This is a genomic window from Undibacterium sp. Di27W (assembly GCF_049340345.1).
Lineage (GTDB): Bacteria > Pseudomonadota > Gammaproteobacteria > Burkholderiales > Burkholderiaceae_D > Undibacterium.
The window spans coordinates 14,306-35,590 of sequence record NZ_JBMPOS010000003.1 but is presented as its reverse complement, the minus strand read 5'-3'; the positions used below and the strand labels follow the sequence as shown (position 1 = coordinate 35,590).

Below are 21,285 nucleotides of genomic sequence, written 5' to 3'. Positions count from 1 at the left end.
ATGGTCAATACGCGATATGCAGGCGGCGATATAAAAAGCTCAACACGAACAAGGGGCCTATCAATAAATAACGCAGGTCATCAAAGAAAGACGGTTTCTTGCCTTCTATCTTGTGACCGATGAACTGACCTATCCAGGCCACCACAAAAATACCCAGCGAAATCTGCCACATCAGGTGCTGCGGCAATTGTGAAAGTATCCACAACATCGTGCCTGACATCGCCAGCATACCAACAGCAAATGGCACGGACAATGTCATGTAATACGCCAGCGACAATAGCGTGGCTGCCAGCGCTGCCAGCGGATGCACGGCCCAGATCAGGCCGAGGAAGGACAGCACGATGACGGGTACGCAAACAAAGTGGATCAGTTCATTGGTGGGGTTCAGATGGCTTTCGCTGTACTTCGCCAGCAATTGCTCTATCTGTCTGGAATTGGTTTCTTGCATGAGAGTCTCCTGAGTATTGTTATACCTCCAGAGTAATCCATCAAAGGACATCCTGCTTGAACGCAATCGCCATCCTGTGTAATTCTGAGGGCGCTACCCCCATCATGCTGCGGAAGGTGCGGCTCATATGTGCCAGGTCGGCAAAGCCTGAGGCATGGGCAGCCGCGGTCATATTATTGCCCTGCGCAACTGCCGCTACGGCATCCACCATGCGTGACCATAGCAGGTAGCGCGACAAGGACATGCCAGTTTGCTGACGAAATAAGTGGGTGAAGCGACTTTCAGATAAATGCACCAGTCTGGCCAGGCTCTCACCATTGCAATCCAGCCCGTGGCTGGCGGCAATGGTATCCAGTGTGCTGAGGATGCGGCGATCGAACGATGTGCTGGTCTGGCTGTGTGGCAAGGCACAAGCTTGCCAGACTTGCCGTATCTGCAGGGCTGCAGCCATGTCCAGTGACTGATGACGATAGTCCGCGAGATTGGCCGCAAGTATCTGAAATTCTGGCTGAGATCCAAACCCTGCCTGCAAATCAGTTGCCTTCAGCTTCAATGCCTCTGGCATTTCCAGGAACAGATGCGCCAGCATGCCGCCATCGCTATCGATCTGATGGGCAGCATGCCGGGCGAAGCTGGCACTGCGGGTTTCTGTCCATTCATGATCTGCCTGCAGGCGGGCGCGGAATGGCCGCTCCAGGCCGTAAGTGAGTTGCAGCGCATAATGGGTATGCAGGGACGAATCTATACCCGGTGAAACCACCAGGGCAGCGCCACGCCATAGAAATAAACGTCCGGGTTGCTGGGGCGGCTTCATCAGTGGCTATAAAAATCCTGTGTGAATAAAACACGGACTATGATGCGTCAGCCAGCGATGAAGTGCAATCCTGCCTGATTGATTAGCGCAACAGCAAGGCTGTATGCATGGTTGCCTGTTCAGTCGGCAACAACTTGAAACCAGTCTTGGCAAAACGCAACCAGCGTCCCATGACAAAGCTGCATAAGAGGCTGGCACGCGCTTGCGCTTCGTCTTCGGCAAAATGCCCCTGGCTGGCAGCCAGGCGCAAGGATTGGCGGAAAGCCATTTCCATGCGTTCGGCCAATTGGTTCATGCGCAATTGCAGGCGTTCATCTTCATTCACCAGCGCATCGCCTATCAGTACGCGGGTCATGCCGGGATTGGTTTCGGCAAAATTGAGTAACATCATGATGATGGACTGGGCTTGCACCATGCCATCTTCCTGGTTTTCATTGATCTGGTTGATCAGGCCAAAGATAGAGGACTCGATGAACTCGATCAGGCCTTCAAACATTTGCGCCTTGCTGGCGAAATGGCGATACAGCGCCGCTTCAGACACCGCCACCTTGGCTGCCAGGGCAGCGGTCGTGACCTTTTCACCTTTGGGATGCTCTAGCATCGCCGCCAGCGTCTGGAGTATCTGTAATTTACGTTCGCCGGGTTTGGTGCTGGCCATATAGTGTCAAATAGTGGATTCAAAAAGGAGATGCAGGCAAGCTACACCCGGGGCGAGATTCTAAAGACCAGCCCGCCAGTGCGCAATCCCCCGTTCACATTTTGCTACACTAGCTGAAATCAGGAGCGCAGGCGGTGGATGTGGCGGGCGAGTTGCATGACGGATTTTACTTTGACGTCAGCACAGGCGGCAGCTCTTTTACGCTGATGGGCAGGAGTATAGCCTGTGATCCAGGCTGTGCGCAGACCTTCTTGCTTTGCTGCAAGTAAATTCTCTACACTATCTTCCACCAGTATGCAGTCTCTTGCCCGCTTGCCATAAGCCGCCAGCAACTTGCGCAAATAAGGGCGCGAAGGCTTGGGTTGCATTTGCCCATGCACCCGCATGGCCTCGACCGGGATATGCGCATCAAAATGCTTATGCAAACCCATATGCCTGAGTACCCGGCCAGAATAAATACGCGGCGCATTCGTCAGCAAAATCTTTTTGCCTGGCAGACGGCGCAGCAATTTTTTCAAGCCACGCTCATACCTGATCATCGCACTGAGGTCATCAAAATGATGCACCTCTTGCAAAAATTCATCTGCCCGAACGCCATGGTGCCTGACCATGCCCAGCATGGTGACACCATAGCGGGCATAGTATTGCTGGCGGATGGCGTTCACCCGCTCCGCATCTGCTGGCTTGCCATCTTCACCCAGCACACGTGCCAGGAAGGCATTCATGTTTTGACTGATGACAGGAAAAATCGCATGTGAAGCATTGTGCAGCGTATTGTCCAGATCAAACAGCCACAAGGGCGTGGAGCGTCTACGCATGACGAGAACGCTCTTCCTGCATCAATCTATTCATTAGTGGCTGCGTATCATGGTACCGAAGGCTTGCTCGGTCAACACTTCCAGCAATAGCGAATGTTCTATGCGACCATCAATGATATGCACAGTATTCACGCCAGACTTGGCCGCATCGAGTGCGGATGAAATCTTGGGCAGCATGCCACCAGAGATAGTACCGTCGGCAAACATTTCATCAATTTCACGGGCTGACAAATCGGTCACAAGATTGCCTTGTTTGTCGAGCACGCCAGGAATATTCGTCATCATGATGAGCTTTTCAGCTTTCAGGATTTCGGCAATCTTGCCAGCCACCAGGTCGGCATTGATGTTGTAAGCCTGGCCATCTTCACCAAAACCGATAGGCGAAATGATAGGAATAAAAGCATCATCCTGCAGGGCTTTGACAACCGCTGGGTTAATGGCATCGATTTCACCAACATAACCGATGTCGAGCATGGCACCCGGGTTTTCACGGTCTGGCATCATCATCTTGCGGGCACGGATCAGGCCACCGTCTTTACCGGTCAAGCCTACTGCCTGGCCACCGTAGTGATTAATCAACATGACGATATCTTGCTGGACTTCACCACCGAGTACCCATTCAACGACTTCCATGGTTTCTTCATCGGTGATACGCATACCCTGGATGAAAGTGCCCTGCTTGCCCATTTTCTTGAGGGCATTATCAATTTGCGGGCCGCCGCCGTGGACTACGACCGGGTTCATGCCTACCAGTTTGAGCAAAATGACATCACGGGCAAAGCCATGTTTCAGGCGCTCTTCTGTCATGGCATTGCCACCGTATTTAACGACGATGGTTTTGCCATGGAATTTGCGGATATAAGGCAGGGCTTCCGCCAGAATTTCAGCCTTGATGGCTGGTTCCACACCTGCTAACCGGTCTTCCGTTGCAAGTTCTTCTGTCTTGTTTGCGTTCAAATCGCTCATAATGACGGTATATCCTGAAGGTATGATAGTGGGTTATTTCATCAAGCCTGAATTTTACAGGATTTGCAGCGAAAGCTTTTCCAATTCAGTCACCAGACTTATGACATCGATCACAGACTTGCATCAACAACTAGAAAACCTGCGGCCTGGGCTATATCGCTTTGCACAATTGCAATTGCGTAATGAGAGCGCTGCAGAAGATGCTGTACAGGAAACTTTGCTGGCCGTGCTGGAAAAACCAGACAGTTTCGCCGGCAATTCCTCACTACGCACTTATGTGACTGGCATCCTGAAGTTCAAGATCATCGATCACCTGCGCTCTTTGAAAAGAGAAAAGCAATTGGAAACCCGGGATGATGAATCTGAAGATGATTTGATAGACAGTTTATTTAATGCCAATGGCCATGCGCTGAGCACGCCTTCCGACTGGGGAGCACCTGAAGCAACTTTGCAGCAAAAAGACTTTTTTCGCGTGCTTGAGCTTTGTCTGGAAAATTTGCCAGCCAAAACAGCAAGAGTTTTCATGATGCGTGAATGGCTGGAACTGGAAACCGAAGAAATTTGTAAGGAATTGGACTTGACCACGTCTAATCTATGGGTGGTCTTGTATCGCGCGCGCCTGCGTTTGCGTGAGTGCCTGGATCTGAACTGGTTCGGACTACATTCCTAAGAGTGAGGAACAAACATGGCATTATTTTTAGCTTGCAAACACGCACACCAGCTCATCTCGGAAGGGATGGACCGGCCTTTGAGCTTGCCCGAGCGCACCAAATTGAAAATGCATTTGGCAATTTGCCGTTATTGCACCGGTTTTAATGGCCAAATGTCTTTCTTGCGCCAGGCCATGCGGCAAACAGCGATCCAGGGTTTGCCAGAGCGGACGGCTGATGGAAAATCGTCTACACCAGGTAAAGAAGGTGGCGCATGAGTGTGTGCCCCCGTTGCCAGAGCGAGTTCACTTGTGCCATGGCGGACAATACGGGCCAGGCATGCTGGTGCACGGCCTTGCCACCGATCGCATTTAAAAAATTGCCAGGTGCTGAGTTAAAGCTTGATGCCCTTTGTTTTTGTTCGCATTGCCTGCCTTTGTGGAAGGCCGAGCGCGAAGCCGAATACCAGAAAAACCGCTTGCCATAGCCAATAAGAGCCAGAGACAACAAGCATAGCCTACGTCAATTTGACAATTCAGTTACCATAGACTCTTTACATCCCGGTTTTCAGCATGTCCAACGATACGCCCATTGCTTATAAAGCTGTCAATATCCCTGTCTCGCAGCGCATACGTGAACGTATCACGGCCAGCAAGACGCGTTTTCACGCGAATGACAATATCGCCCGTTTCATCGAAGCTGGCGAGATGGATGAATTGCAGGCAGAAGTCGAAGAAAAACTGCGGGCCGTGCTGGAAAGCTTGGTAATCGATACCGAGAGTGACCACAATACCCAGGATACTGGCCGCCGTGTCGCCAAGATGTTCATACAGGAAGTCTTCAAGGGCCGTTATGTGCCCATGCCTGCCGTCACCGAATTTCCGAATGCCTCGCATTTGAATGAACTGATGATCATAGGCCCGATCACGGTACGCAGCGCCTGCTCACATCACCTCTGCCCCATCATAGGCAAGGTGTGGATAGGTGTCATGCCGAATGAGCATTCGAATCTGATAGGTTTGTCAAAATACGCACGCATTGCAGAGTGGGTCATGAGCCGTCCGCAAATACAGGAAGAAGCGGTAGTGCAACTGGCGGATACCCTGCAAGAAAAAATGCAACCCGATGGCCTTGCCGTAGTCATGGAAGCCGATCACTTTTGCATGCATTGGCGTGGTGTGAAAGACATGGAGGCAGCCATGATTAATAGTGTGATGCACGGTTCTTTTTTGAAAGATGCGAACCTGCGCCGAGAATTTTTATCCCTGATCAAACGCTAACCAGGACTTGCCATGCTAGTACGCTTACTTTATGCCAGCCGTATCGTGGATGAAAAAATGTGCGACATCGTGCAATCCATCGTCAGCCAGTCACGCCAGCATAACCCGCAACACGGCATCACCGGCGTACTTTGCCATAGCGATCAGGTTTTCATGCAAGTGCTGGAAGGTGGTCGCGAAGCGGTGAATACCCTGTATAGCCACATCTTGCGTGACCCCCGCCATACCGATGTGATCTTGCTCGACTATGAAGAAATCCTGGAGCGACGCTATGCAGGATGGACCATGGGACAAGCGAATATGGGCAAGATCAACCCTTCGATATTGCTCAAATATTCTCCGCTGCCAGTACTGGACCCGCACCGCATGTCGGGCAAGATCTTGCTGGCGCTGATTGATGAACTGATGGCCACCGCCTCCATTGTCGGGCGTACCTGACAATCTGGCGTCATCCCCTGAGCCGCCGCTCGGGCTCATGCCGGTGCAAGAACTTCGTCAGTGAGTCTGGCGGCGAATCCATGCCCGTATCTTCCATCAACTGGCCTACACTACCACGGTGATAGCCTGCATGGGTAATCACATGTAGCAGCATCTCTTCACAAGACATGCTGCCATTGTCACCGTCAGTAAATGTGAACTGCACGCGCTGTTTCAGGCGTTCGGGACTGATGGCAGAAACGAAATCGAGATACCAGCTATCAGTAGCACTGACCCGCTCTCGCAATGCCGCCAGGCCCGGCCTTATTTCAGAATTCGTCGTCACAAAACTGTCGGTGTCTGCACCACTCAAATGTCCCATGAATATCCTGTCAACGACATTGGCATGATCGAGTATCTGCAACATGGCCAGAAACTTGTCGGGATATTGTTGAGTATCGAATTTTTCCAGGGCCGCATGCATTTCTGCATTCGCCCAGGCTTTGTATTTGAATAGCGACAGCAAAATACCATCCATATGCGACTCACTCCTTGATAGCAGTTTTGATTTACATGACAAAATAAAACCAGAACTCCCAGGCACATGTACTGACGCAAGGCGATTGAAGAAAATCGTTGTGAAGTTTATGCGGCAGTGACAGCCTGTAGCAAAGACAAGTCCAAAGTGCTGGCCTGCATTAATTCAGCTGCATGAAAACCAAACATATTGGCAATGGCAGGGCCGGGGAAATGCAGCATGTCCTGGTTATATTGCAGGACACTGTCGTTATAAGCCTGGCGGGCAAAGGCGATCTTGTTTTCTGCATCATTCAACTCTTCGGTCAGTCGCTGCATGCTGACATTGGCTTGCAGCTCCGGGCATGCGTCTGCGATGGCGAACATCCGGCCCAGGGTGATGGTCAATCTGTCTTCAGAAGCAGCCAGATGCTGTACTGCCATGCCTACCAGGGGGTGGGCTGCAGCCATGGCGTTTGCTGCAACCGCTTCATTGAGAGCAATGATGATGGTTTCCAGGACTTCGCGCTCATGCTTCATATAACCCTGGGCAATTTCTACCAGATTGGGAATAAGTGCATAGCGGCGTTTGAACTGCATATCAATTTGTGAAAATGCAGTTTTAATGCGCTTGCGGGCATTCAGCAGGCGCTTGTGCACACCCAGGACCCAGAATGCAAATGTCGTCACGATGACCGATAAAACGATCATTGCAATCATGTTTTCTCCAGAATAAACAAGACCGACAAAAGTCGGTCATGCTGGTTCAATTATCGCTGCTGGGAGGGTTCTTGCTTGGTGTGGACTGATAGGTTTTCAATTCTTCTTCAGTGATGTATTCAAATACTTTGACCACCTTGCGCACGCCGCTGATGCTACTGGCAATATCTGCCGCATGGTTGCCTTCGCGCTGGGTAACCCTGCCCATGAGGTAGACGATACCAGCTTCTGTGACAACCTTGATGGCATTCGCCGAGATGTCCTTGGTATCGACAAAAGTAGCCTTGACCTTGGTCGTGACCAGGGCGTCATTGGAACGTGAGGATAGGTCAGAATTAGGTGCAATGATCAATTCATTGGTGACCGAGACCACACCCTCGACTGCGCGCGCTTCACGCTCTGTAGCTGACTTGGCATTTTCATCGACCACTTCACCAGTCAGCAAGACATGGCGATTAAAGGAGTTGACGTCAACATGACCATTTTTACCCAACAGGCGGGAAATGCGGGTTTCGCCTTTGATGACGATGGCCTTGTCATCCGTTTGCGCACCAAAGGTACGACGGTCAGTTGCGGCAAAAGTACCTATGACGGCACTACCAACGACCATCTCTACACAGCCTTGCAGGCTCAGGGTAGCAAGGCAACACAGGCTCACTGCAGCCACAGGCCTGGCCAGCTTGCCCCAGGTTTTTTTAATCATCAGCATCACCTCCAAATAATGCGGCATCAATGCCGTCACACAAACAATGTATGGTCAATAAATGTACTTCCTGTATGCGCGCTGTCCTGTCATGCGGCACGCAGATATGGACATCGGCTTCGGTCAGGATATTCGTAATTTCTCCGCCGCCCTTGCCAGTCAAGGCAACGACACGCATGTCCCTCTCCAGCGCCGCATTAATGGCATTCACCACACTCAGCGAATTACCGGACGTGGACAAGGCCAGCAAGATATCGCCTGATTGCCCAAACGCCTGCACTTGCTTGGAAAATACTTCATTGAAACTGTAGTCATTGGCGACTGCTGTCAAAATGGAAGTATCGGTCGTTAATGCCATTGCTGGTAAAGGCAGGCGTTCACGCTCGAAGCGCCCTACCAGCTCGGCGGCAAAATGCTGGCAGTCGGCCGCCGAGCCGCCATTCCCGCAGGCGAGTATCTTGTTACCATTAGACAGCGCCGAGAACATGAGTTCCACCGCGTCTGAAATAGGCTGGGCCAGCTCGGCGCCAGCCCGCAACTTTAATTCTGCACTTTCCTGGAAGTGCGCCAATATGCGTTGATTTGTCATAATGCTTACTTAGTCTGATTGCGTCAGATTATACGGCAGACCAAGCTTAAGTGGACTGTAACAGTGAAAGCAGACTACCTGTCAGGTGCACGCCCTTCACATCAGCTTTCACTATTCCAGTCCCCTATCCTGTCATTTCATCCCGCGACGATGACATTCTTTAGCCAGTTGATCTGTTCACCATCTATGGCCACCAGGTCAAAACGACAAGCTGGCTGGGTCTTTTTTGTTAACAGATAGACTTGGGCAGCATGCACCATGCGTCTTTGCTTGGCGGGTGTGACACTGGCAATGGCACCGCCAAATTGCATGGAACTGCGCTTTCTGACTTCGACAAAGACCAGCACCGCCCCATCTTGCATGATGAGGTCGATTTCTCCGCCTTTGCACAGAAAATTCTGTTGCAGCAATTTTAAGCCTGCTTTTTGTAAATACTGCAACGCCAGGCTTTCTGCCTCGTCACCACTACGGCGGCGGCTGGTGCGCTGGTCAGTCGCTGATTGGTTATCTGGGGATGCGGAAGTCTTTGCAAGTCTCATTGGCGTACAATCTCGGCTAATTCATTTGCTTACTATGCATACTACATAAAGGAACAGGCATGAGCACCACCGATAACGTACTGTTCACGAGTGCCACTGTGATCGAGGCAGTCACCAGACAAAATTACCCAGCCGCTACTTTATATGTAGTTGCCACCCCGATAGGCAATGTTGCCGATATCTCTCTGCGCGCCCTGCATCTGCTGTCACTGGCAGATGCCATCGCCTGCGAAGATACCCGCAATACTGCCCAGTTGCTATCGCGCTATGGTATCAGCAAACCCCTGATCGCCGCTCACCAGCATAATGAGCGCGAAGTGGCTGAAAAAATACTGGCACGCCTGCAGGCTGGCGAGCGCATTGCCCTGGTGTCTGATGCTGGCACGCCTGGCGTATCTGATCCTGGCGCCAAGATCGTTGATGCAGTCAAGCTGGCAGGCATGTCTGTCACGCCCTTGCCGGGTGCGTCGGCTGCAATCAGTGCCTTGTCAGCCAGTGGGCTGATACATGACCGCTTTTATTTTGTCGGTTTCCTGCCTGCCAAGGCCGGGCAGCGCGATAGCATATTGCGGGAAGTGCAAGCCATACCGGCCAGCCTGATTTTCTATGAAGCGCCGCACCGCATCATCGACGCCGTAGCAGCCATGCGCGCGATATTTGGTGATGCCCGCCGTATCGTGCTGGCGCGCGAAGTCAGCAAACTGTTTGAAGAAATCCATCGCTGTACCCTGGCCGAAGCTGAGGGCTGGCTGGCAGCCGACAGCCACAGGGAAAAGGGGGAATATGTGATCCTCATCGAAGCTGCCACCGCAGCCGCCGATGACCAGGAACTGGAAGCGCGCCGGGTCTTGCAAATTTTGCTGGAAGAATGCTCAGTCAAGCAGGCAGCCGGGCTGGCTGCGCAGCTGACAGGGCAAAAGAAGAATGCCCTGTATCAAATGGCGCTGGAGATGAAGCAGGCAGCAGAAGAGGATTAGCCTCTAACGCTGCACTACCATGGGCCGCCCTACACCCAGATCACCGGCCTGGGCAATTGCGGCAGTGGCTTCTGTACGATTGGCAAAAGGGCCGCTGATGAGGCGGTACAGGCTGCCTTGCTGCACGATATCAAAGCTGGGCAACTGGCTGGTGGCCCTGCCCTTCAAATGATTCATGATGGCTTCAGCATTGGCGCGTATCGCATAGGCACCAAATTGTATGTAATAGCCAGGTGTTGCCGGGCTTGCTGATGAGACGGCATTCGCCGTAACCGTGCTGCTGACAGTATTGCTGGCCGTCGTACTGACAGGCTGGGTGAATTTTTCTACCGGTTTGTTTTCCTGCGCCGCCAGCAATTCTTCCATGCTCATGGTGGGCGCTGGGTTATTGCGTACGCTGGGCGTTTCTTTTGCTGCTACCGGGCTGCTGAGCGCTGCTGTAGTTACCTGACGCACAGGCAGGACAGGCTGGTTTTTGCGGTTCTCTGCCATTCTTTCTATATCGGCAGGCAATAGCCGCTCAACCTCAATCTGGCTACTCCCCTTGCCTATGACATCAAGTTTGAGTGCCGCGGTATAAGACAAATCGATGATGCGGCTGGCATGAAAAGGCCCGCGGTCATTGATGCGCACGATGATTTGCTTGCCATTATTGAGATTCGTCACCCGTGCATAAGAAGGGATAGGCAGGGTAGGATGGGCCGCCGTGATTTTGTACATATCATACAACTCACCGGATGAAGTTTTCTGTCCATGGAATTTCTTGCCATACCAGCTACCAACACCACGCTGGACGAAAGGGGTACTGTTATCAGCGATTGGTGTATACGTCTTGCCGAATACCACATAGGGTCTGTTGCCCGAGCGTGAATAATCCTCGACCATGGGGATAGGATCGACGGTATTTTCCAGGCCTTCGGGTATGCTGTCACCTGGTCCGTCATCCTTGTAATAAGCGCCGCGACCAGAATTTGCCTTCGGCAGTGCTGTCGCCTGGCTGCCACTGGATTTGCTGGTAGAAGCAGGACGCGGGCTATCTGCAATGATGATATTTTGCTTGGGCGCACTGCCACAGGCTGTCAGCAAGACAGCACTCGCTGCCAGGATGGCAAGCTTGCAGTGATGACCAGGCATGCGCTTCATGTCTGCACCAGTTTGCGGTTACGCTGTACACTCATCATTATCCCTAATCCCATACCCAGCGTCACCAGTGCAGTGCCGCCATAACTCATGAAAGGCAGAGGCACGCCGACTACCGGTACTATGCCTATCACCATGCCCATATTCACAAAGGCATAGGTAAAGAATATCATAGTCACGGCACCGGCCATCAAACGGGCAAACAGGGTGGGGGCATTGGCAGCGATCATCAGGCAGCGCAAGATCAGTAAAAAGTACAGGCTGACCAGGATGAGATTGCCGACAAAACCGAATTCTTCTGAGAATACGGCGAAGATAAAATCTGTCGTATGCTCGGGGATGAATTCCAGATGGGCCTGGGTGCCCTTCATATACCCCTTGCCATGCAAACCACCAGAGCCGACCGCGATAGTCGATTGTATGATGTGAAAACCCTTACCCAGGGGATCGCGGTTTGGGTCCAGCATGGTCAACACGCGGTCACGCTGGTAATCATGCAACATGGGCCAGACTACCGTAGGAATCAGCACGGCTGCTGCCGTCGTCAGGAAGATCAAAAACTTCCAGGACAACCCAGCCAGAAACACCACAGTAAAACCGGCAGCAACCACCAGCATGGCAGTGCCCAGATCCGGCTGTTTGGCAATCAGGGCCAGTGGTATGCCCAGTATTACTGCGCCAATGACGAAATCGCGCCAGCGCAAAGCACCTTCGCGCTTTTGAAAGTACCAGGCCAGCATGAGTGGCGTGGCAATCTTCATCATTTCCGAAGGCTGCATGTCTATGCCTACATGTAACCAGCGGCGTGAGCCTTTTTTGACCAGGCCAAACAAGGCAACCGCAATCAGCAAGGCCACCCCAAAGCTGTATATCGGTATGGCGAAACGCATCAAGGTCTGCGGCGGGATATTCGCCATGACCCACATGATGAAGAAAGACACCAGGATGTTTCTGATCTGCCCCTCGACACGCCCAGGGAAATCCATGCCCGCGGAATACAGGGTCATGATACCAATGGACATGATGAGAAACACCAGGATCGCCAGGGTCGCATCAAACACGAAAATGTGGGAGCGTATGAAACGCCAGTTAATGCCATTTTTTTGCATGATCAATCCTTGTTACCCGTGGTTTCACCACCTGGCTTGGGACCTGGATCAGGTTCGGCAGGTGCCTTGACCTCGGCATCAGAGCGATACAAGGCCATGTCACTTTGCGGTTTAGGCTGCGGCGGTACATTGTCCTTGCTGTCTTTGTCCTTGGGGCGTTTGCCCAGCAGATAATAGTCGAGCGCCTTGCGCACGATGGGAGCAGCCGCTTCGGACCCAAAACCACCGTTTTCTACAATGATGGCTATCGCTATCTTGGGTTTGTCTGCTGGCGCAAAGGCGGTATACAGGGAGTGATCTACATGTCGTGCAGCTATTTTCTTGGCATTATATTTCTCGCCCGTCTTGATGCCCACCACTTGTGCCGTACCTGTCTTGCCGCCGGAAATATATTCAGCACCGAGGAAGACTTTGGCGGAAGTACCTTCCTTGGTCACCCCCACCATGGCATTTTTGATGAAGTCTATATTTTCCTGTTTAAGAGGAATACGGGCAGTTTCCTTGGGAACGGTCAGCACTCTTTGCCGGGTTTGCGGATCTTCCGTCATCTTGACCAGATGCGGCTTCATGATGACACCGTTATTCGCCAGCGTCGCCATGGCATGCGCCATTTGCAAAGGAGTAAAGGTATTTTGCCCCTGGCCTATGCCCAGGGATATCGTATCACCCAGGACCCAGCGTTTTTGCTCAGGCTTCTTGAAGGCAGCCCGCTTCCATGCTGTCGATGGCAACAAGCCGCTACGCTCGTGCTCCAGGTCTATGCCGGTCTTCTGACCAAAACCAAACGGTGCCATGAAGTCATGCATGACATCCACAGTCAGCTCATTGGCCAGCATGTAATAATAGGTATCACAGGATTGCACGATGGACCTGTACATATCCACCATACCATGTCCACCGACTTTATCGTCCTTGAAGGTATGGTTACCAAAAGTAAAATAGCCTGGATCAGCAATCGCCTGCGAGGTAGTGCGCTTGCCCAGCTCCAGTGCTGCCAGTGCCATGAAGGGCTTGTAAGTCGACCCTGGTGGATAAGCACCTGTCAGTGGCCGGTTCAATAGAGGTTTGTCTTCCGAGGTATTGAGTTCAGTCCAGCTTTGCTGGTCTATGCCCTCGACAAACAGATTGGGATCATAAGTCGGCTTGGAAACAAAGGCCAGCACGTCACCGGTCTCAGGTTCTATAGCCACCAGCGCGCCACGCCTGTCACCAAAGGCTTCTTCTATGACTTTTTGCAATTCTATATCGACAGACAAGATCAGATTCTTGCCTGAGGTCGGCGCAGAACGCGACAGTACGCGCACCGCCCGGCCCCCGGCAGCGACTTCCACCTCTTCAAAACCGGTATTGCCGTGCAAGATTTTTTCGTAGCTTTTTTCCAGGCCTTCTTTGCCTATGTAATCCGTGCCATTGTAGTTGGCAGCATCTTCCATTTCATCGATGATTTCGGCATCCTTGGGGCTGATACGACCTATGTAGCCGATGACATGGGAAGCAGAGTCACCCTGGGGATATTGGCGGAACAAGCGGGCCTGGATATCGACGCCAGGAAAGCGGAAGCGCTGCGCCGTAAACCTGGCGACCTCATCATCGGTCAGGCGGGTGCGGATGGGCAGGCTCTCAAAGCTTTTTGAATCTTCCAGCAATTTGCGAAAGCGTTTGCGGTGCTTGGCTTGTATATCCACCAGCATGGCCAGCTCATCAATCAGGACATCCATGTCCTTGCTGATTTTCGAAGGGGTGATTTCCAGCGTATAGGCAGAATAATTACGCGCCAGCACCACGCCATTCCTGTCAGTGATCAGACCACGGTTAGGCACCACCGGGACGATGTCGATCCGGTTCTCATCTGCCAGCAAGGCATAGTCATTGTGCTTGATGATTTGCAGCCAGACAAAGCGAGAAATCAATGCGCCAAAACACAGGACCACGAAGATACCGATGAAAATCAGGCGCATGCGGAAGTGATGCAGTTCGCGTTCCGTGTTCTTAAGTTCTGTCATAGTGAAAAAGGTGAAACAGGCAGCAATCGGATAGCAGCAAAACTAGATAGGACGGGTATCGTCTTTATCTATCGCCCGCCTTTGTGGTGCCAGCAATAACAGGGTAGCAATCGGCCACAGTACCGTGGTGACCAGACTGACCGTAAAGTAAGCCCAGCCGGGAAAATTGGCATCCGGTGCCACCAGCATGCGCACGGCCAGTTGCACCAGTTGCGCGAACAGGAACAAGGGAAAGACATGCAGGGTTTGTGTCAGCGGATGAAACCATAGCACGCGCCTGTGTATCATGATGGCAAAATAGGATAACAGGGTATAGGCCAGGGCATTCTCACCCATATAGATGGAGTCATGCACATCCATCAGCAAGCCCATGGCAAATGCCACACCGATACCGACTTTACGCGGCTGATGGATGGTCCAGAATACCAGCACCAGGGCCACCACATCTGGCACACCTATCCAGCCACCCCAGGGCAAGAAATTGAGGAAAAAAGCCACCGCAAAACTGAGGGCGATGAATACCGGATTGACCGGCAAGAGTATGTAATGCGGGCTATTCATGGTGCAGGCTCCTTGGCAGGCTTCGCTGGCACATCTTTGGCCGCTGCGTCATTGGGCGGAGTGTCTTTCGCTGTGTTTTCCTTACCCGGTAAATCCTTCATGGGCTGGTCCACAGGTTTGGTATCAGATGCTGGTGCGGCTGCATCACGGGTTACCTTGCGATTGAGTTTTTCTTTCTTGGCACGCACGTCTTCGGTATCAGGACGCGACAAATTATCGGTAGAGACCAGTAAGACCAGCAGTTGCTTATTGCGGTCTATGCCTGCAGTCGGCACGCAGAGTATGCTTTCAAATGTGGTATTGGCCTTGTTTTCCACTTGCATGACCTTGGCGACTGCCAGGCCCGGAGGATAGACACCATCTATGCCAGAAGTCACCAGTTGATCGCCATTTTGTATATCGGCATTGGTGGTCAGGCGCATGTCCAGATAACTCGATTGGCCACGCCCATATGCCACGCTGCGCAAGCCATTACGCAGGATTTGTACAGGTATCGCCTGGTTCTTATCTGTCAGCAAAGTCACTTCAGCCGTCAGTGGAAATACCCTGGTCACCTGGCCAACCACCCCTTTATCATCAATCACGGGCTGGGACAAGGCGATGCCATGTTTGATACCGCGATCTATGATGACTTTGCGGGTGGCAGGGTCACGGGCATCGTAAATAATCTCTGCCATGACAGATTTGACTTGCAGACGCTCACGCGCATCCAGCAATTTGCGCAAATGGGTATTTTCTGCCATCAAATGCCCGCTTTGCTGCAGGCTATCGGCATTCTGGGTTTGCTGCCGCTTTAACTGGGTATTTTCTTTTTCCAGCGCGGTGACCGAGACAAAATAATCTGACGCGCGCTTGATGGTATCGCGTGGCATGACAGCAACCATCTGCACCGGATACAGCACACTACCCAAGACCTGCCTGACCAGGGTCAGTGATTTCAGGCGGGCATCAACAATCAATAGAAAAATTGCCAGGACGGCAAAGAAAACCACTCTGACGCGCGCAGAGGCGCCTTGCTTGAAGAGTGGTGGTGGGCTGTAATCCATACTTTACCGGTGTTTCTCAATGAACAGCGCAACAAGCATTTAAATAGGCAATCAATTCAACCTGGATTCAGCACTCAAGACTGAAAACAGGCTGCATCAAATACGGAGCTGCAGCCAGTCGCTGGCTGCCACGCTCCCGGATAGCACAGGCTTACTCGTAAGAGAAGATAGAGCCCAGCTTATCCATACGCTCCAGCGCCATACCAGAACCACGAACCACGCAAGTCAATGGATCTTCAGCAACGATAACAGGCAGGCCGGTTTCTTCCATCAGCAAGCGGTCGAGATCACGCAAAAGCGCGCCACCACCGGTCAGCATCATGCCTTTTTCAGCAATGTCGGCACCCAGTTCTGGCGGCGTTTGTTCCAGCGCGTTTTTAACGGCAGAAACGATGTTGTTCAGCGGATCAGTCAGGGCTTCCAGGATTTCATTACTTGAAATCGTGAAGGAACGCGGGATGCCTTCGGACAGATTACGTCCTTTGACTTCCATTTCCTTGACTTCGGAGCCCGGGAAAGCCGAACCAATCGCCTTTTTGATGGCTTCAGCAGTTTGCTCACCAATCAACATGCCGTAATTGCGGCGTATGTAATTGACGATGGCTTCGTCAAACTTGTCACCGCCGACGCGGACGGAGCCCTTGTAGACCATGCCACCCAGGGAAATGATACCAACTTCAGTCGTACCGCCACCGATATCGACCACCATGGAACCCGTTGCCTCAGACACTGGCAAACCAGCCCCTATCGCTGCAGCCATAGGCTCTTCAATCAAATACACCTGGGAAGCGCCGGCCCCCAATGCAGATTCACGAATTGCACGACGTTCTACCTGGGTAGAACCGCAAGGTACACAAATAATGATGCGTGGAGATGGTTTGAAGAACTTGGTGTCATGCACCATGCGGATGAATTGCTTGAGCATTTGCTCGGTGACGGTAAAGTCGGCAATCACACCATCTTTCATGGGGCGGATGGCTTCAATATTACCCGGTACCTTGCCCAGCATCTGCTTGGCTTCTTTACCTACTGCCTGAATTGTTTTCTTGCCGTTAGGGCCGCCTTCTTGACGGATCGCGACTACGGATGGTTCATCAAGTACGATACCCTGTCCACGTACATAAATCAGCGTATTGGCTGTTCCCAGATCGATCGCCAGATCATTTGAAAAATAACTACGTAAAAAACCAAACATGTATTGTCCTGTGTTTAACTGATTGTGGGCTGAGCCCGCTTTATTGGGCTGCGCTACCGAATTTTTAACCCTACCGTTTTCACCGGGAAGCAGCCAAGCACCTCATATCCAAGCACAAAAAGCATGTTAGGGGATTTAGCAAGCCATTTAGGGCATTAACCCGCCATTCTACCTTATAATCTGTTTAAATTTATTTGATACCAACACCTAAATTACGCTTTTGGTGGCATATCAGATTATGTATTTATTGACACTCTTTTCGCGCAAAAATGCGCTCCTGAACTATGTCACTGACACTTGAAGATGTTAAAAGAATTGCCAATTTGGCAAAATTAGAAACTTCGGCAGCGGAAGAAGTTTCCACACTGGAAAAACTCAATAGTATTTTCTCCATGGTTGAGCAATTGAAGGCGGTAGATACCACGGGGGTAGCACCTTTAAGCCATCCCATCGCTGCCCTGCTGCCAGAAATGGCTTTGCGCCTGCGTGAAGACGTGGTCAGCGAAAGCAATCATCGCGAAGATTATCAAAAGCCAGCGCCAGCAACACAAGACGGCTTGTATCTCGTACCCCAGGTTATTGAATAAGCAATAGAGTCCTCATGCATACCAAAACAATTTCGCAATTATCCGCCCTGCTGCAAAGCAAGCAGGTATCCGCCACCGAACTTGCCCAGCATTATCTGAATCGTATTGCTGCCAGTGACTTGAATGCTTTTCTGCATGTCAATCCTGAATGGACCTTGCAACAGGCTGCAGCAGCCGATGCCCGTCTGGCCAATGGTGATGCGGGCGTCTTGACGGGCGTGCCTATCGCCCACAAAGATATTTTCGTGACACGCGACTGGCGCTCAACTGCCGGTTCACGCATGCTGGAAAATTATGTCAGCCCCTTTGACGCAACTGTCGTCGAGCTGTTCAATAAAGCTGGCACGGTCACACTGGGCAAATTGAATTGCGATGAATTCGCCATGGGTTCGTCGAATGAAAATTCTTATTTTGGTGCGGTGAAAAACCCCTGGGATAAAACTGCCGTACCTGGCGGTTCTTCCGGCGGTTCGGCAGCGGCGATTGCGGCGCGTCTGGCACCGGCGGTGACTGCGACAGATACTGGTGGCTCCATCCGCCAGCCCGCATCGTTTTGCGGCGTTACCGGTATCAAGCCTACTTATGGCAGCGTATCGCGTTATGGCATGATTGCTTTTGCTTCTTCACTGGATCAGGGCGGCCCTATCGCCCAGACAGCCGAAGACTGCGGCATCTTGCTGAATGCGATGACAGGTTTTGATGAGAGAGATTCGACTTCGCTGGAACGCAAGAAAGAAGATTTCAACCGTGACCTGAACAAGTCTTTGCAAGGACTGCGTATCGGCATACCAAAAGAATTTTTCTCTGAAGGCCTGTCAGCAGATGTAGAACAGGCAGTCCGTGCTGCGCTGGCTGAATATGAAAAACTGGGCGCGACTCTGGTAGAAATCTCCTTGCCAAAAACCGAGTTGTCCATCCCTGTGTATTATGTGATTGCACCGGCAGAAGCGTCTTCTAATCTGAGCCGTTTTGACGGTGTGCGTTATGGCCATCGCGCGGCAGATTACAAAGATTTGAATGAGATGTACAAGAAGTCGCGCGCCGAAGGTTTTGGTGCTGAAGTCAAGCGCCGTATTCTGGTCGGTGCCTATGTACTGTCGCACGGTTACTATGATGCCTATTATTTGCAGGCACAGAGAATCCGTCGCCTGATCGCGCAAGATTTTGCTGCAGCGTTTGAGAAATGTGATGTCATCATGGGTCCGGTAGCACCGACTGTGGCCTGGGACCTGGGTTCCAAGGCGGATGATCCAGTGGCCAATTATCTGGCCGATATTTTCACTTTATCGACCAGCCTGGCTGGCTTGCCTGGCATGTCCATCCCTTGCGGTTTTGGTCAGGGTGAAAAGAATGCCAGGCGCCCGGTAGGCTTGCAAATCATCGGCAATTATTATGATGAAGCGAAATTGCTGAATGTGGCCCATCAATTCCAGCAAGCCACCGACTGGCATACGCGCAACCCCGTATGAGCTTGAAAATCTTCCTGGGCGCAGCCATGTGGCTGATATGTGGAACTTTGTCGGCACAGACACTGGACACACGTATTGCCTGCACACAAACGCTGCAGGAAGATGCTGATGGTGAGCGCCTGCTTTACAGTGACCAGGCACGTATGCAATTGAACGGTACACAGATCACTGAGTTCCAATGGGAATCCTCAGTCTTTCGCAGCAATCGCGGACATGAATGCAGCATAGATACTGAAGATGACCTGGCAGCAGAATTGACAGAAAAAGGCTGGCGCATACGTCTTAAGAATGCCCAGTCAGCAAGGCAGAAGCGTGGCTATGATGTAGACCGCGGCTCGCAATGCAGCATACGCCTGGAACGTGAAGGCGACACCCTGCATATCAAGCCTACCTGCCCGGCACTATGTGGCTCACGCAGGAATTTTTCAGAGCTGACGGTGAATACCAAAACCGGGCTTTGTACTTACGAGTAATGAAATGAATTGATGTGCTGCCTGCTTGCAAACGAACAGGCGCAATAAGTTAAAGATAAGACGAGGAAATATTATGCAATGGGAAGTCGTTATCGGTTTTGAGACGCATGCGCAACTCAAGACCAACTCAAAAATTTTCAGCGGCTCTTCAATACAATTTGGTGCAGAACCAAATACCCAGGCCAGCCCGGTTGATCTGGCACTGCCTGGCGTGTTGCCGGTCATGAATAAAGGCGCGGTGGAAAAAGCCATACAGTTTGGCCTGGCCGTTGGTGCATTGGTCGCACCGGAATCCATCTTTGCCCGTAAAAATTATTTCTACCCTGACCTGCCTAAAGGCTATCAGATCAGCCAGTTTGAAATCCCGGTAGTCCAAGGCGGTTTCGTCCCTTGCGTGTTTGAAAAAGATGGCAAGACCGAATTCAGGAATATAGAACTGACACGCGCCCACCTGGAAGAAGATGCTGGCAAATCCATGCATGGCATCACCGAAGGCATGACAGGAGTAGATCTGAACCGCGCCGGTACGCCTTTGCTGGAAATCGTTACCGAGCCTGTCATGCGCAGCGCTGCCGAAGCAGTCGCTTATGCCAAGGCCTTGCATTCGCTGGTGACCTGGCTGGATATCTGTGACGGCAATATGCAGGAAGGTTCTTTCCGTTGCGATGCCAACGTTTCTGTACGCCCGGTTGGTCAAAAAGAATTTGGTACTCGTTGTGAAATCAAGAACCTGAACTCTTTCCGTTTTTTGGAAGAAGCGATCAATATCGAAGTGCGTCGCCAGATAGATTTGATAGAAGACGGCGGCAAAGTCATTCAGGAAACCCGTCTGTATGACCCGGATAAAAAAGAAACCCGCTCCATGCGTAGCAAGGAAGATTCGATGGATTATCGTTACTTCCCTGATCCTGATTTGCCACCGCTGAAAATCAGCCGTGAATGGGTAGAGCAAGTACGCGCCACCATGCCCGAACTGCCATCGGCCATGCGCCAGCGCTTTATTGAGCAGTTTGGTTTACCTGAATACGATGCGACTATCCTGACGCAATCCAAGGGCATGGCCACTTATTTTGAAGCCGTGGTGACTGCTGTTGGTGCAGTGCAAGCCAAGCCTGCCGCCAACTGGATAATGGGCGATGTGGCAGCGACCCTGAACCGTGAAGGCCTGGACATCAGCGCTATTCCCGTGACGTCTGCACAGTTGGCGGTGTTGTTGCAGCGTATTGCTGACGGCACGATTTCCAACAAGATAGCCAAGGAAGTGTTTGCTGCCATCTGGCAAGCGCCATCGGAAGATGCAGGTGCTGTCGACAAGATGATCGAGTCCAAAGGTGGTGCGCAAATTTCTGATGTGAATGTTCTCGGGAAAATCATCGACGAAGTCATGGCTGCGAACCAGCAATCTGTCGATGAATACCGCGCGGGCAAAGAGAAGGCGTTCAACTCTCTGGTAGGTCAGGCGATGAAAGCGACCAAGGGCAAGGGCAACCCTGCACAGGTCAATGAATTGCTGAAGAAAAAACTGGCGGGCTGATTCCTACCAGAAAATAAAAACGGCACATCTTTCAGGATGTGCCGTTTTTTTTAGTCTTTGCCATCAATAACTG

26 protein-coding genes are annotated in these 21,285 nt (G+C 51.7%); 10 read left to right on the top strand and 16 right to left on the bottom strand.

What is annotated here, in order from left to right:
- Positions 1 to 4: 4 nt before the first annotated feature.
- The 5 genes from ACO0LF_RS07790 to argB all read right to left on the bottom strand — a co-directional run bounded on the left by ACO0LF_RS07790 (position 5) and on the right by argB (position 3,704).
- On the bottom strand, positions 5 to 448 hold the full coding sequence (locus ACO0LF_RS07790) for a DUF962 domain-containing protein (protein ID WP_423004830.1): 444 nt from the start codon (positions 446 to 448) through the stop codon (positions 5 to 7).
- 40 nt (positions 449 to 488) lie between these two features.
- Positions 489 to 1,262, bottom strand: coding sequence for a helix-turn-helix transcriptional regulator (locus ACO0LF_RS07785; RefSeq protein ID WP_423013553.1), 774 nt, complete (start codon positions 1,260 to 1,262; stop codon positions 489 to 491).
- An 82-nt stretch (positions 1,263 to 1,344) separates the two neighbouring features.
- Positions 1,345 to 1,920 carry a nucleoid occlusion factor SlmA gene (gene slmA / locus ACO0LF_RS07780; RefSeq protein WP_423013551.1) on the bottom strand — a complete coding sequence of 192 codons (576 nt, stop codon included), beginning with the start codon at positions 1,918 to 1,920 and terminating at the stop codon, positions 1,345 to 1,347.
- 119 nt (positions 1,921 to 2,039) lie between these two features.
- Positions 2,040 to 2,738, bottom strand: a complete 699-nt coding sequence (locus ACO0LF_RS07775) for a pyrimidine 5'-nucleotidase (protein WP_423013549.1) — start codon at positions 2,736 to 2,738, stop codon at positions 2,040 to 2,042.
- 33 nt (positions 2,739 to 2,771) lie between these two features.
- On the bottom strand, positions 2,772 to 3,704 hold the full coding sequence (argB, locus tag ACO0LF_RS07770; protein ID WP_423013547.1) for an acetylglutamate kinase: 933 nt from the start codon (positions 3,702 to 3,704) through the stop codon (positions 2,772 to 2,774).
- 100 nt (positions 3,705 to 3,804) lie between these two features.
- On the opposite strand from argB, the gene ACO0LF_RS07765 reads away from it, so the two are divergent.
- From ACO0LF_RS07765 to ACO0LF_RS07745, 5 genes are all read left to right on the top strand, one after another.
- Entirely contained in the window at positions 3,805 to 4,374 is a 570-nt protein-coding gene (locus tag ACO0LF_RS07765; protein ID WP_423004820.1) for a sigma-70 family RNA polymerase sigma factor, read from the top strand.
- A gap of 15 nt (positions 4,375 to 4,389) precedes the next feature.
- On the top strand, positions 4,390 to 4,632 hold the full coding sequence (locus ACO0LF_RS07760) for a zf-HC2 domain-containing protein (RefSeq protein ID WP_423013545.1): 243 nt from the start codon (positions 4,390 to 4,392) through the stop codon (positions 4,630 to 4,632).
- Positions 4,629 to 4,841 carry a cysteine-rich CWC family protein gene (locus ACO0LF_RS07755; RefSeq protein WP_423013543.1) on the top strand — a complete coding sequence of 71 codons (213 nt, stop codon included), beginning with the start codon at positions 4,629 to 4,631 and terminating at the stop codon, positions 4,839 to 4,841. The genes ACO0LF_RS07760 and ACO0LF_RS07755 overlap by 4 nt, the downstream gene beginning before the upstream one ends.
- A gap of 85 nt (positions 4,842 to 4,926) precedes the next feature.
- The gene (gene folE, locus ACO0LF_RS07750; RefSeq protein WP_423013541.1) at positions 4,927 to 5,634 is read left to right on the top strand and encodes a GTP cyclohydrolase I; all 708 of its coding nucleotides are present in this window, start codon (positions 4,927 to 4,929) and stop codon (positions 5,632 to 5,634) included.
- 12 nt (positions 5,635 to 5,646) lie between these two features.
- Positions 5,647 to 6,072 carry a BLUF domain-containing protein gene (locus ACO0LF_RS07745; protein WP_423013539.1) on the top strand — a complete coding sequence of 142 codons (426 nt, stop codon included), beginning with the start codon at positions 5,647 to 5,649 and terminating at the stop codon, positions 6,070 to 6,072.
- A gap of 10 nt (positions 6,073 to 6,082) precedes the next feature.
- Here ACO0LF_RS07745 and ACO0LF_RS07740 read toward each other — a convergent pair whose 3' ends face one another.
- The 5 genes from ACO0LF_RS07740 to ACO0LF_RS07720 all read right to left on the bottom strand — a co-directional run bounded on the left by ACO0LF_RS07740 (position 6,083) and on the right by ACO0LF_RS07720 (position 9,118).
- Positions 6,083 to 6,589, bottom strand: coding sequence for a DinB family protein (locus ACO0LF_RS07740; protein ID WP_423013537.1), 507 nt, complete (start codon positions 6,587 to 6,589; stop codon positions 6,083 to 6,085).
- A 107-nt stretch (positions 6,590 to 6,696) separates the two neighbouring features.
- A complete protein-coding gene (locus ACO0LF_RS07735; RefSeq protein WP_423013535.1) occupies positions 6,697 to 7,287 on the bottom strand; it encodes a LemA family protein in 591 nt (196 codons plus the stop codon).
- A 46-nt stretch (positions 7,288 to 7,333) separates the two neighbouring features.
- On the bottom strand, positions 7,334 to 7,996 hold the full coding sequence (locus ACO0LF_RS07730; RefSeq protein ID WP_423013533.1) for a BON domain-containing protein: 663 nt from the start codon (positions 7,994 to 7,996) through the stop codon (positions 7,334 to 7,336).
- Entirely contained in the window at positions 7,983 to 8,579 is a 597-nt protein-coding gene (locus ACO0LF_RS07725; protein ID WP_423013531.1) for a phosphoheptose isomerase, read from the bottom strand. Before ACO0LF_RS07725 ends, ACO0LF_RS07730 begins: the two co-directional genes overlap by 14 nt.
- A gap of 137 nt (positions 8,580 to 8,716) precedes the next feature.
- Positions 8,717 to 9,118 (bottom strand): YraN family protein, encoded by a 402-nt coding sequence (locus ACO0LF_RS07720; protein ID WP_423013529.1) that lies wholly within the window; start codon positions 9,116 to 9,118, stop codon positions 8,717 to 8,719.
- Between the two features lie 59 nt (positions 9,119 to 9,177).
- On the opposite strand from ACO0LF_RS07720, the gene rsmI reads away from it, so the two are divergent.
- Positions 9,178 to 10,095, top strand: a complete 918-nt coding sequence (rsmI, locus tag ACO0LF_RS07715) for a 16S rRNA (cytidine(1402)-2'-O)-methyltransferase (protein WP_423013527.1) — start codon at positions 9,178 to 9,180, stop codon at positions 10,093 to 10,095.
- Between the two features lie 3 nt (positions 10,096 to 10,098).
- On the opposite strand, the gene ACO0LF_RS07710 is transcribed toward rsmI, so the two are convergent.
- From ACO0LF_RS07710 to ACO0LF_RS07685, 6 genes are all read right to left on the bottom strand, one after another.
- On the bottom strand, positions 10,099 to 11,238 hold the full coding sequence (locus ACO0LF_RS07710; protein WP_423013525.1) for a septal ring lytic transglycosylase RlpA family protein: 1,140 nt from the start codon (positions 11,236 to 11,238) through the stop codon (positions 10,099 to 10,101).
- Positions 11,235 to 12,344: a rod shape-determining protein RodA gene (rodA, locus tag ACO0LF_RS07705; protein WP_423013523.1), complete on the bottom strand. Its 1,110-nt coding sequence runs from the start codon at positions 12,342 to 12,344 to the stop codon at positions 11,235 to 11,237. The genes ACO0LF_RS07710 and rodA overlap by 4 nt, the downstream gene beginning before the upstream one ends.
- 2 nt (positions 12,345 to 12,346) lie before the next feature.
- Positions 12,347 to 14,347 (bottom strand): penicillin-binding protein 2, encoded by a 2,001-nt coding sequence (gene mrdA, locus ACO0LF_RS07700; RefSeq protein ID WP_423013521.1) that lies wholly within the window; start codon positions 14,345 to 14,347, stop codon positions 12,347 to 12,349.
- A gap of 42 nt (positions 14,348 to 14,389) precedes the next feature.
- Positions 14,390 to 14,908 (bottom strand): rod shape-determining protein MreD, encoded by a 519-nt coding sequence (gene mreD, locus ACO0LF_RS07695; RefSeq protein WP_423013519.1) that lies wholly within the window; start codon positions 14,906 to 14,908, stop codon positions 14,390 to 14,392.
- A complete protein-coding gene (mreC, locus tag ACO0LF_RS07690; RefSeq protein ID WP_423013517.1) occupies positions 14,905 to 15,954 on the bottom strand; it encodes a rod shape-determining protein MreC in 1,050 nt (349 codons plus the stop codon). Before mreC ends, mreD begins: the two co-directional genes overlap by 4 nt.
- 151 nt (positions 15,955 to 16,105) lie before the next feature.
- Positions 16,106 to 17,149 (bottom strand): rod shape-determining protein, encoded by a 1,044-nt coding sequence (locus tag ACO0LF_RS07685; protein ID WP_162061166.1) that lies wholly within the window; start codon positions 17,147 to 17,149, stop codon positions 16,106 to 16,108.
- 284 nt (positions 17,150 to 17,433) lie between these two features.
- Between ACO0LF_RS07685 and gatC the strand changes: the two genes are divergently transcribed.
- From gatC to gatB, 4 genes are read left to right on the top strand one after another with little or no spacing between them, the layout of a single operon-like run.
- A complete protein-coding gene (gatC, locus tag ACO0LF_RS07680) occupies positions 17,434 to 17,736 on the top strand; it encodes an Asp-tRNA(Asn)/Glu-tRNA(Gln) amidotransferase subunit GatC (RefSeq protein WP_423013515.1) in 303 nt (100 codons plus the stop codon).
- A gap of 14 nt (positions 17,737 to 17,750) precedes the next feature.
- The gene (gene gatA / locus ACO0LF_RS07675) at positions 17,751 to 19,205 is read left to right on the top strand and encodes an Asp-tRNA(Asn)/Glu-tRNA(Gln) amidotransferase subunit GatA (RefSeq protein WP_423013513.1); all 1,455 of its coding nucleotides are present in this window, start codon (positions 17,751 to 17,753) and stop codon (positions 19,203 to 19,205) included.
- Positions 19,202 to 19,678, top strand: a complete 477-nt coding sequence (locus ACO0LF_RS07670) for a hypothetical protein (RefSeq protein WP_423013511.1) — start codon at positions 19,202 to 19,204, stop codon at positions 19,676 to 19,678. The genes gatA and ACO0LF_RS07670 overlap by 4 nt, the downstream gene beginning before the upstream one ends.
- A gap of 55 nt (positions 19,679 to 19,733) precedes the next feature.
- Positions 19,734 to 21,212 carry an Asp-tRNA(Asn)/Glu-tRNA(Gln) amidotransferase subunit GatB gene (gatB, locus tag ACO0LF_RS07665; RefSeq protein WP_423013884.1) on the top strand — a complete coding sequence of 493 codons (1,479 nt, stop codon included), beginning with the start codon at positions 19,734 to 19,736 and terminating at the stop codon, positions 21,210 to 21,212.
- Positions 21,213 to 21,285 lie beyond the last annotated feature (73 nt).

Coding starts and splice junctions, on each gene's coding strand:
- ACO0LF_RS07745 (WP_423013539.1), top strand. CDS start 5,647: ATGCTAGTACGCTTACTTTATGCCAGCCGTATCGTGGATGAAAAAATG.
- gatA (WP_423013513.1), top strand. CDS start 17,751: ATGCATACCAAAACAATTTCGCAATTATCCGCCCTGCTGCAAAGCAAG.
- rsmI (WP_423013527.1), top strand. CDS start 9,178: ATGAGCACCACCGATAACGTACTGTTCACGAGTGCCACTGTGATCGAG.
- ACO0LF_RS07755 (WP_423013543.1), top strand. CDS start 4,629: ATGAGTGTGTGCCCCCGTTGCCAGAGCGAGTTCACTTGTGCCATGGCG.
- ACO0LF_RS07775 (WP_423013549.1), bottom strand. CDS start 2,738: ATGCGTAGACGCTCCACGCCCTTGTGGCTGTTTGATCTGGACAATACG.
- ACO0LF_RS07765 (WP_423004820.1), top strand. CDS start 3,805: ATGACATCGATCACAGACTTGCATCAACAACTAGAAAACCTGCGGCCT.
- rodA (WP_423013523.1), bottom strand. CDS start 12,344: ATGCAAAAAAATGGCATTAACTGGCGTTTCATACGCTCCCACATTTTC.
- ACO0LF_RS07685 (WP_162061166.1), bottom strand. CDS start 17,149: ATGTTTGGTTTTTTACGTAGTTATTTTTCAAATGATCTGGCGATCGAT.
- ACO0LF_RS07730 (WP_423013533.1), bottom strand. CDS start 7,996: ATGCTGATGATTAAAAAAACCTGGGGCAAGCTGGCCAGGCCTGTGGCT.
- ACO0LF_RS07710 (WP_423013525.1), bottom strand. CDS start 11,238: ATGAAGCGCATGCCTGGTCATCACTGCAAGCTTGCCATCCTGGCAGCG.
- ACO0LF_RS07785 (WP_423013553.1), bottom strand. CDS start 1,262: ATGAAGCCGCCCCAGCAACCCGGACGTTTATTTCTATGGCGTGGCGCT.
- ACO0LF_RS07735 (WP_423013535.1), bottom strand. CDS start 7,287: ATGATTGCAATGATCGTTTTATCGGTCATCGTGACGACATTTGCATTC.
- slmA (WP_423013551.1), bottom strand. CDS start 1,920: ATGGCCAGCACCAAACCCGGCGAACGTAAATTACAGATACTCCAGACG.
- ACO0LF_RS07760 (WP_423013545.1), top strand. CDS start 4,390: ATGGCATTATTTTTAGCTTGCAAACACGCACACCAGCTCATCTCGGAA.
- ACO0LF_RS07725 (WP_423013531.1), bottom strand. CDS start 8,579: ATGACAAATCAACGCATATTGGCGCACTTCCAGGAAAGTGCAGAATTA.
- ACO0LF_RS07670 (WP_423013511.1), top strand. CDS start 19,202: ATGAGCTTGAAAATCTTCCTGGGCGCAGCCATGTGGCTGATATGTGGA.
- mreC (WP_423013517.1), bottom strand. CDS start 15,954: ATGGATTACAGCCCACCACCACTCTTCAAGCAAGGCGCCTCTGCGCGC.
- ACO0LF_RS07740 (WP_423013537.1), bottom strand. CDS start 6,589: ATGGATGGTATTTTGCTGTCGCTATTCAAATACAAAGCCTGGGCGAAT.
- argB (WP_423013547.1), bottom strand. CDS start 3,704: ATGAGCGATTTGAACGCAAACAAGACAGAAGAACTTGCAACGGAAGAC.
- ACO0LF_RS07720 (WP_423013529.1), bottom strand. CDS start 9,118: ATGAGACTTGCAAAGACTTCCGCATCCCCAGATAACCAATCAGCGACT.
- ACO0LF_RS07790 (WP_423004830.1), bottom strand. CDS start 448: ATGCAAGAAACCAATTCCAGACAGATAGAGCAATTGCTGGCGAAGTAC.
- folE (WP_423013541.1), top strand. CDS start 4,927: ATGTCCAACGATACGCCCATTGCTTATAAAGCTGTCAATATCCCTGTC.
- mreD (WP_423013519.1), bottom strand. CDS start 14,908: ATGAATAGCCCGCATTACATACTCTTGCCGGTCAATCCGGTATTCATC.
- mrdA (WP_423013521.1), bottom strand. CDS start 14,347: ATGACAGAACTTAAGAACACGGAACGCGAACTGCATCACTTCCGCATG.
- gatC (WP_423013515.1), top strand. CDS start 17,434: ATGTCACTGACACTTGAAGATGTTAAAAGAATTGCCAATTTGGCAAAA.